The sequence below is a fragment of the Microcoleus sp. CAWBG27 genome (assembly GCF_020883145.1).
In the GTDB taxonomy this organism is placed as follows: Bacteria; Cyanobacteriota; Cyanobacteriia; order Cyanobacteriales; family Microcoleaceae; genus Microcoleus.
Genome location: NZ_JAHREU010000049.1, coordinates 50,604 through 60,599, shown reverse-complemented (window position 1 = coordinate 60,599; position 9,996 = coordinate 50,604). Strand labels below are relative to the sequence as shown.

Below are 9,996 nucleotides of genomic sequence, written 5' to 3'. Positions count from 1 at the left end.
GACACCTAATTATCAAGAATTAGCCAAAGCCATAGAGTTGGGGTTCAGTCAAGTTACATCATCAAATATTTTTAACTGGTTTACGCACTGCTGTTATTGTACCTCATCTTTCTGAGAAAGGCTATAAATGATGTTGAAAATCTCTTTAAATAGACGAGTTTCAGAGTGCCTCGGGCGCGACTCAACTACCCGCACCGACCTAATCCGCCACTTTCGCCACCACCTTCAGCAGCAGCTAGAGGGTGAAACGTTCAAACAGGGGTAGAAGCAGCAAATAGATTGCTCGATCATCGCATAGCGAGTTCGCGCGCCGCATCCAAGCTAAACTGATATTCACCCAAATTTTTGATAATTATCGGACAAGAAAGCGCAATATGATATCAGGGGAAATCAAAAGCCAAATCGATAAAATCTGGGATGCTTTCTGGTCGGGCGGTATCTCCAATCCCCTCGAAGTCATTGAACAGATTACTTATCTGCTGTTTCTGCGTCGTCTGGATGACCTGCATACTCTGGAAGAAAACAAAGCTAACCGGCTCAAGCGCCCACTGGAACGCCGGATTTTCCCAGAAGGGGAAGATATCAAAAAACGCTCCTATGAGGATTTGCGTTGGTCGAGGTTCAAGAATTTTGCACCGAAGGAGATGTTTGAGGTCGTTAACGATCATGTTTTCCCTTTCCTGCGGACTTTGGGGGGAGATGATTCGACTTACGCGCACCACATGAAGGATGCCCGTTTCACAATTCCGACACCGGCGCTGCTGTCTAAGGTGGTGGATTTGCTGGATGGTGTACCGATGGAAGACAGGGACACTAAAGGCGACCTTTACGAATATATGTTGGGCAAGATTGCCTCGGCTGGACAGAACGGACAGTTTCGCACGCCGCGCCACGTTATTGGGTTGATGGTGGAACTGACTGCACCCACTCCGGGGGATGTGATTTGCGATCCGGCTAGTGGGACTTGCGGCTTTCTGGTGGCTGCAAATGAATACTTAAGAGCGCATTACCCGGAAATTCTGCGCGATACCAAGATGAAGCAACATTTTCACCATCAGATGTTTCACGGGTTTGATTTTGATAATACGATGCTGCGGATTGGCAGTATGAATATGCTTTTGCATGGGGTAGAAAACCCGGATGTGCGCTATCAGGATTCGCTGGCACAGGAACATTCTGGTGATGAGGAATCTTATACATTAGTATTGGCTAATCCGCCTTTTGCTGGTTCGTTGGACTATGAGAACACGGCTAAAGATTTGCAGGCGATCGTCAAGACTAAGAAGACTGAATTACTATTTTTGGCTTTGTTTTTAAGATTGCTGAAACCGGGGGGACGGGCGGCGGTAATTGTGCCGGATGGGGTGCTTTTTGGATCTTCTAAGGCACATAAGGAATTGCGCCGCTTGTTGATTGAGGAGCAGAAGCTTGATGCTGTGATTTCTCTGCCCGGTGGTGTTTTTAAGCCCTATGCGGGTGTTTCTACTGCAATTTTACTATTTACTAAAACTGACTCAGGTGGAACTGATTTTGTTTGGTTCTACAATTTGAATGCTGATGGCTGGAGTTTGGACGATAAAAGAACGCCTTTGCTGGCTGAGGATAAATTAGGTGCTGTTCCGACTGCGGAGTTAACAGCAGAGGAACATAATAAAAATAATCTGCCGGATGTGTTGAGTCGTTGGCGACTGCGGAATACTGAGGAACGGGAGCGAGTCCGCACGGCTCAGAGTTTTTGTGTGCCGAAGGCTGATATTGCGGCTCAGGGGTATGACCTTAGCCTGAATCGTTATAAGGAAGTGGTGCATGAAGAGGTGGAGTATCGTGCACCTAAAGATATTCTTGCTGATTTGGCGAAGTTAGAGGTGGAGATTCAGCAGGGGATGGAGAAATTGGAGGAAATATTAGGATGAGACATAAATTTCCCCCTTTATGGCCAACTCGTTCATTCAAAGAAGTGGCTGAGGTTATTACAGGTACAACCCCATTAACAAGTCATCCTGAGTATTATGGAGGCTCCATCCCATTTATAGGCCCAGCAGAATTAGGTGGAGTGGAGTTAATTACTCAAAGCCCTAAAAGCCTTTCGGATGATGGAGTAAAGCAAGCAAGGCTTTTACCTGCTGAAGCTGTTTTAGTTTGCTGTATTGGTGCAACGATCGGAAAAGTTGGCTTTTCTGGAACAGAATTAGCAACTAATCAACAGATTAATGCTTTGGTGTGCAACAAAAATATTGTTTTTCCTCGCTATGTTTTTCATTACTGTCAGACGCTGACATCACTAATTAGACATTTAGGAGCTTCGACAACTTTACCTCTTCTAACTAAGGGACGTTTTCAAGAAATGGAAATTCCCGTTCCGATATTAGAAGAGCAGAGGCGGATTGCGGAGATACTCGATCGCGCCCAATCTCTCATATCTAAACGTCGGGAGGCGATCGCAGAACTCGACACCCTCTCAGAAGCCATCTTTATAGAAATGTTCGGCGATCCAGTTACTAATCCGAAAGGCTTAAGTATTAAGCCATTGGGAGATTATTTACTGTTTATAACAAGTGGAGGTCGAGGCTGGGCAAAATTTTATGCTCCAAGTGGTAGCCGATTCTTACGCTCTTTGGATGTAAAGATGAACTGTATAAGTAACGATGACATCACTTTTGTATCTCCCCCGAACAACGCTGAAGCACGTAGAACACAAGTAAAAAATGGAGATGTTTTGCTCACCATAACGGGTTCCCGTATCGGTCGAGCGGCTCCTGTTCCAAATGAGCTTCAGGGTGCTTATATCAGTCAGCATGTAGCTATTCTTCGTTTAGATCCTAAAAGCATATCCCCCTTATTCTTGTCTTTTTTCTTAAGTTTTAAGACTGGGGGTCAACGTCAAATCGCAAAAGTCCAATATGGTCAAACAAAGCCCGGTTTAAAATTTGAGCAGATTAAAAATTTCCAAGTTCCTATCCCCTCAATTGATCTCCAACAAGAATTTGTCCACCGCGTCGAAGTCGTAGAAAAACTCAAAGCAGCACACCGCGCCTCACTGTCAGAACTCGATGCCCTTTTTGCTTCCCTCCAACATCGAGCATTTAGAGGAGAATTATGACATGAACGCCATGCTAACGGAATTTACCCTCGCTAACTTCAAAAGTTACAGTACAAGCCGATTACCCCTTGGATCGCTGACTGTACTAATAGGTGCAAACGCCGCAGGCAAAAGTAACGCCCTTGAAGGTTTGCGCTTTCTGTCATGGCTGGCCCAAGGTCAAAAACTCTCCAGTATTCAATATGCCGTCAATAGTGCAGACCGTGTTGTGCGCGGTCGAGTAAATGACTTGTGCCATCGGGGAGAGTCAAATTTTACCATCGGTTGCCGTTTGGACTCAACAGAATGGAACCAACTCGATATCACCCTAAATGTGCGTGACGGAGAACTGCACATCAGTAATGAGCGAATCGTTGACTCAACAAGTCAAGTCCCGCTATATCAGCTAGATCAGCCTTCTCAAGGAGTAGGGACTGATGTTCGTGTGGCCTATAACAACTTTACAAAAGGGAAGAACAAGCCACGAATAACGTGCAGCGATCAAATGGCTATATTCGTGCAATTAGACACCCCTGCCCATTTTGATCCAAAGTACCCCAAATCCCAAAAAAGCATTCCTGAAACCGTCCGCGAATATCAAAAAGTCTTACAAAATATCCTATTTTTAGATCCCGTCCCCGCCAGAATGCGCGAGTATAGCTTCAAATCTGATAAGCGATTGCAAGAAGATGGTACTAATCTTTCTAGCGTTTTGTTTCGTTTGTGGGAGAATCAAGCCGAAAATCAACAGGCAATTCTCAACTTTATCCAGAGTCTACCAGAGCAAGCTATAGATGGGCTAGATTTCATTTTCGGCCCGCGGGATGAAGTGATGGTGCGGCTAGCCGAAACCTTTGGCAATACCCGTCGTTATTGTGAGGCGGCATTATTATCCGATGGCACTTTGCGAGTTTTGGCGATCGCAGCAGCTATGCTATCAGCTATCGAAGGCAGTTTAGTCGTCATCGAGGAAATCGACAACGGCGTTCATCCCAATCGCGCCAAGCATTTACTCGCCAGCATCCGAGATATTGCCGAGAGGCGTAAATTGCGAGTGCTGCTGTCTACTCACAACCCAGCTTTAATGGATGCCTTACCCGATGCTGCCCTGGGTGATGTAGTGTTTTGTTACCGCAATCCAGAGGCAGGAGATAGCCGCCTGGTACGGCTTGGAGAGATGTACGATTTTCCCAGTCTGATATCTCAGGGGCCGATCGGTCAACTGGTAACTGCTGGAATAGTCGATCGATTCGTCAAATCGCCGCACACCCCTGAAGACAGAAAACAGCAAGCTACGGCATGGCTGTCTCGGTTACAGGAGTATGGGAATGAGTAGTATTATAAAACTTCATTAAGATTCTAAGCATCAATAGACAATGGTAGTATCATATAGCCAAGAAAGCCAAGTCAGAGAATGATGGCGAGCGTTAAAAAATGGAGAGTCTAAATGCAACTAGCAGAGAGACACATCATTAAATCCACCGAGAATCGTTTTGTTGAAATTGACGGATTAGCCTTTAAATCCAAAAATTTGTACAACGCGGCTAACTACGTTATCCGTCAGAGTTTTGTCTATGGATGGGGTTACATTAATTACAACGAAATGAACCGTTTGATGAAGTCTCATCAAGCATACAAGAACTTACCGGCCAAGGTAAGTCAACAAATATTAATGATATTGGACAAAAATTGGAAGTCTTTTTTTGAAGCAGTCAAAGCTTACCAAATAGAGCCCACGAAATTCACGGGTCGCCCGAAATTACCAAAGTACAAAGATAAAGTCAAGGGTCGGAATATTCTCGTCTATACAATTCAGGCGATTAGTCGCCAGCAACTAAAGAAAGGAATTATCAAGCTTTCAGGTACTAATATTTTAATTAAAACTCAGCTCAAACAAGAGCAGATTTGTCAAGTTAGATTGGTTCCCAAATGCGATTGCTATGTAATTGAGGTAATTTACAATGAACCGGAGTCCACCCTGGATGAAAACCAAAAAGAATTAATAGCTAGTATTGATTTAGGATTGAATAATTTAATGGCGTTAACTTCAAATCAGCCGGGCTTTACCCCTCTGCTGATTAACGGGCGACCATTGAAATCAATTAATCAATTCTACAACAAACGTAAAGCACAGTTACAATCCCAGCTAAAAGGTTTGCGTAAAACCTCATCACGGATTCAACGCCTAACTCGTTGTCGAAACCAGAAAATCGATAATTACTTACACCATGCCAGTCGTTCGATCATTAATATTTTAAGAGAACGAAAGATGGGAACTCTGGTAATTGGTAAAAATGTACAATGGAAAAACGAGATAAATTTAGGAAAAAAAACTAATCAGAACTTCGTAACAGTTCCTCATGCTCGATTGATTGAGATGTTGGAATATAAGGCTGCATTGGTGGGAATAAGAGTGATGGTGCAGGAAGAATCATATACTTCTATATCCAGTTTCCTGAATTTAGACCCGATTCCTGTTTACGGGGAGAATGGTGCTGCTCATATGAAGTTTTGTGGTAAACGAATTAAGAGAGGATTGTACAAAACATCGGACGGTCGATTGATTAATGCCGATGTTAACGGGTCTTATAATATTTTGAAAAAAGCAATCCCAAATGCCTTCGGCAATGGGATAGAGAGCTGCGTAGTTCAGCCAAGGCGGGTTAATCCGCTCGAAGTAAAAAAGAAAGGGGAGGGACTGAACGCCTCCCATGTCATGTAATAGATGACTATACTTTTACAAGCTATTTGCCTGATGGATACCAGCATATTCCTCGAAATACTCAACGTTCCCAACTATAATCAGCATAGAGCATCAGTTCTTGAAGATTTTATCACCTATTCTCAAACTGGCTGTACTTTTCTGTTGCCGATGGCAACAATACTCGAAACAGGCAACCACATCGCCCAAAACGGGGACGGCACAGTGCGAAGGAAAACAGCCATACGTTTTGTTAAAGAAGTTAAACAAGCTTTCACGGGTGTAGCCCCCTGGAGACCTACCACATTCCCGAACACCGAAGAGATATTGCTATGGATTGACCAATTTCCGGATCTGGCTGGCAAAAACAAAGCACCTCTTAAATTAGAAGGAACAAGCTTCGGGGATCTCAGCATCATTCAGGAATTTCATAAGTCCTGTAATCTTTTTTCAATGAGTGAAGTTTTTATTTGGTCACTAGACAGCGATTTAAAAAGTTATCACCAAATGCCATAAATTCATGAGCCAGTTTACCTTTATTCGATCGGATTTTCCCACAATTTACGAATCAGCCAATAAAGCAGTTGATGCAGTACATCCCGACCCTCGCACTGCCTGCTTTTATGCCCGTAGAACTTTGGAGTTAACGGTAAACTGGTTATACAAATATGATAATTCCCTTGAACTTCCTTATCAAGATAATCTAAGCGCTTTGATTCACGAGCCTACCTTTAAAAACTTAGTAGGTGAAGCAATCTTTAACAAAGCAAGAGTCATTATTAAACTCGGAAATCCGGCAGTCCACAGTGCCAGAATTATCCCTGTTAATGATGCTATAAATGCAGTCCGGGAGTTGTTTCATGTTACATATTGGTTAGCACACACCTATGGACGCAGCAGCAAACCAAATGCGGGGCTTACCTTCAATCCCGACGCATTGCCGAAGACTGCACCAGTTCCTAAGCAAACCATTGAACAACTCCAGAAACTAGAAACTCAATTGCGCGATGCCTTCGGCGGGCTACGCCAACGCGATGAAAAGCTCTCAACACTTGTAGCAGACAAAAACGCAATTGATCAGGAACTGAAACAACTACGGGCAGAATTGGCAGCAGTCAAGAAAGCCAGTGTCACCCAACCCGATACCCATGATTATTCTGAAGCACAAACCCGCGATATTTTTATCGACTTGTTGTTAAAAGAGGTAGGATGGGCATTAGATCGAGAGCGCGATCGGGAATTTCCGGTTACAGGAATGCCCAATTCATCAAGTCAAGGTTTTGTTGATTACGTCCTCTGGGGCGATGACGGTAAACCTCTAGCACTCGTAGAAGCCAAACGCACTCGAAACGACCCCCGCATCGGACAACAACAGGCTAAATTATATGCAGATTGTCTAGAAAAACAATTCAATCAACGCCCAGTTATTTTCTACTCCAACGGTTACGAACATTGGCAGTGGGATGATACTAATTACCCACCGCGGCAAGTGCAAGGATTTTACAAAAAAACTGAATTACAATTACTCGTACAGCGCCGGACTACCCGCAAATCTTTAGCAGCAGCCACCATTAATCCTAGCATTGCCGAACGATATTATCAAACTCGCGGTATCCGCCGCATTACCGAAGCTTTCGAGACTGATAAAGACCGCAAAGCCCTGATAGTCATGGCGACTGGTGCGGGCAAAACCAGAACTGCGATCGCCTTAGTAGATATGCTGATGCGTTGCAACTGGGTGAAACGGGTACTATTTTTAGCCGATCGTGTGGCCTTAGTAAATCAAGCAATTAATGTATTTAAGAAACATCTCCCCGATGCCGCCCCAGTCAACTTAGTCACAGAAAAAGATACCGAAGGGCGGGTTTTTGCTTGCACCTATCCCACCATGATGGGATTAATTGATGATACCCGTGACGGCCAGCGTCGTTTTGGCGTCGGGCATTTTGACCTAATTATTATTGATGAAGCTCACCGATCTGTTTTCCAGAAATACCGCACAATTTTCAACTATTTTGATTCGCTCTTGCTAGGACTAACCGCCACGCCAAAAGATGAAATAGACCGCAATACTTACGGACTGTTTGACTTAGAAAACGGCGTACCTACCGATGCTTACTCGCTTGAAGATGCCGTAAAGGATGGTTATCTAGTTCCACCAAAAGCTATATCTGTACCGCTTAAGTTTCAACGCCAGGGAATTAATTATAACGAACTTTCGGAATCGGAAAGAGAAGAGTGGGATGCGCTAGAATGGGACACAGAAGGCAACGCCCCCGATCGCGTAGAAGCAGAAGCGCTCAACAAGTGGCTGTTCAATAAAAATACCGTGGATCGGGTGCTAGAGCATCTGATGACTAGGGGCTTAAAGGTTGCTGGGGGCGATCGGCTGGGTAAAACTATTATCTTTGCTAAAAACCAAGATCATGCAGAGTTTATTGCCGAACGGTTCAACGCCAACTATCCACATTTTAAAGGTGAGTTTGCCCGCGTTATTACCTTCAAAACCCCCTATGCTCAAAATCTGATCGATAACTTTTCCCAAAAAGATAAAGAACCCCATATCGCTATCTCAGTCGATATGCTCGACACTGGGATTGACGTGCCAGAAGTAGTAAATCTGGTGCTGTTCAAAATTGTTCGCTCCAAAACTAAGTTTTGGCAGATGATAGGGCGAGGTACTAGGCTGTGTCCAGATCTATTTGGAATAGGGCAAGATAAGCAATTCTTTTACCTGTTTGACTATTGCCAAAACCTAGAGTTTTTTCAACATACCCCCGACACTATTGATGCGCCAATAGCTAAGTCATTGGGCAAGCAATTGTTTACTGCCAGATTGAAATTAATCGAAGAACTAGATAAACGAACACCTGAAATTACCTCGGCGAGCCAAGCAAATTCGCTCGGGCTGCAAGAGCATCAACCCTTCTCTAAAGAACCCGAAAATGATGCACAATTGCGCCACGAAGTAGCCAATTTACTCTATACAGAAGTTGCTGCGATGAATAGCGAAAACTTCATAGTCCGCCCCAAGCGGCGATTCGTCGAGAAATATGCTAATTCCGCAGCATGGGCGTCGCTGTCGATCGAGGATTTTACCGAACTCAATCAAGAAGTAGCTGGTTTGCCTTCCCAATTGGAAACAGAAGCAGAAGAGGTAAAAAGATTTGACGTGCTGATGCTGAAGTTACAATTAGCAATCCTGCGATCGGATGCTACATTTAAGCGTTTGCAAGAACAGGTGAAATCACTTGCAGGATTGCTAGAGGAAAAATCTGCCATTCCATTAGTGCAAGAACAATTATCCTTGATTCAGGAGGTACAAACCAATGAGTGGTGGCAAGATGTGACATTACCAATGCTGGAAGTGCTACGCAAACGCCTGCGGGGGCTAGTAAGGCTGATTGAGAAACAAAAACGCCAACCTATTTACACCGACTTTGAGGATGTGATGGGGGATGAGGTAATAGTTGAGCTGCCTGGTTTCACAGCATTGGATAACTTTGAGAAGTTCCGGGCTAAAGCAAGGGCTTTTTTGCGATCGTATCAAGATAATGTAGTCATTTTCAAACTGCGAACTAACAAACAACTGACTTTATCCGATCTATCTGAGTTAGAGAAGATATTGCTAGAGAACAAATTAGGCGCTGAGGAAGATATAAACCGTGCTAAAGAAGAATCCCACGGGTTGGGTTTATTCGTCCGTTCCTTAGTAGGACTCGATCGCGAGGTAGCCAAACAGGAACTAGGCAAATTTATATCTGGAAAAAATCTTAACTCGAATCAGATTGAGTTTGTGAATACGATCGTAGACTACCTAACCGAACATGGAGCAATGGATGCAGCAATCCTCTATGAATCGCCATTTACCGACATTACACCACAGGGCCCAGACGGATTATTTACCTCGGAGCAAGTAGATGAATTATTTCTGATACTTGAAGAAGTTTGTACGCGGGCTGCTGCATAATTTCAGCAACAGACAATATCATTATTTGCAACAATTTTCCAGTAGGCGGGTGGCGCGATAGTGATCTTCTAGCAACTAATTAGAACCCAATACGGTTTACTTAAGATAGTCATTGCGAGGAACGAAGCAATCTCCGTATCTATTTCTCATCGGGTTTTACCCTCAGGGTAGTCTTAAGTAAACGGTATTGAATTATAACAATACTTCGGACAGTTTTGGAACAGGGACGCTCCCCGAGCAGAGACA

At 44.0% G+C, this 9,996-nt stretch carries 6 protein-coding genes; all 6 read left to right on the top strand.

The annotated features are described in order from the left end of the window. The first annotated feature begins 374 nt into the window (after positions 1–374). Positions 375–1,913 (top strand): class I SAM-dependent DNA methyltransferase, encoded by a 1,539-nt coding sequence (locus QZ938_RS23175; RefSeq protein WP_293351501.1) that lies wholly within the window; start codon positions 375–377, stop codon positions 1,911–1,913. Beyond that, positions 1,910–3,100, top strand: coding sequence for a restriction endonuclease subunit S (locus tag QZ938_RS23170; RefSeq protein WP_293351503.1), 1,191 nt, complete (start codon positions 1,910–1,912; stop codon positions 3,098–3,100). The genes QZ938_RS23175 and QZ938_RS23170 overlap by 4 nt, the downstream gene beginning before the upstream one ends. Next, positions 3,051–4,415: an AAA family ATPase gene (locus tag QZ938_RS23165; RefSeq protein WP_293351505.1), complete on the top strand. Its 1,365-nt coding sequence runs from the start codon at positions 3,051–3,053 to the stop codon at positions 4,413–4,415. Before QZ938_RS23170 ends, QZ938_RS23165 begins: the two co-directional genes overlap by 50 nt. A gap of 111 nt (positions 4,416–4,526) precedes the next feature. Further along, positions 4,527–5,801 (top strand): transposase, encoded by a 1,275-nt coding sequence (locus QZ938_RS23160; protein WP_293351507.1) that lies wholly within the window; start codon positions 4,527–4,529, stop codon positions 5,799–5,801. A gap of 33 nt (positions 5,802–5,834) precedes the next feature. Beyond that, positions 5,835–6,296 carry a hypothetical protein gene (locus tag QZ938_RS23155; RefSeq protein WP_293351509.1) on the top strand — a complete coding sequence of 154 codons (462 nt, stop codon included), beginning with the start codon at positions 5,835–5,837 and terminating at the stop codon, positions 6,294–6,296. 4 nt (positions 6,297–6,300) lie between these two features. Beyond that, positions 6,301–9,750, top strand: coding sequence for a DEAD/DEAH box helicase family protein (locus QZ938_RS23150; RefSeq protein ID WP_293351511.1), 3,450 nt, complete (start codon positions 6,301–6,303; stop codon positions 9,748–9,750). Positions 9,751–9,996 lie beyond the last annotated feature (246 nt).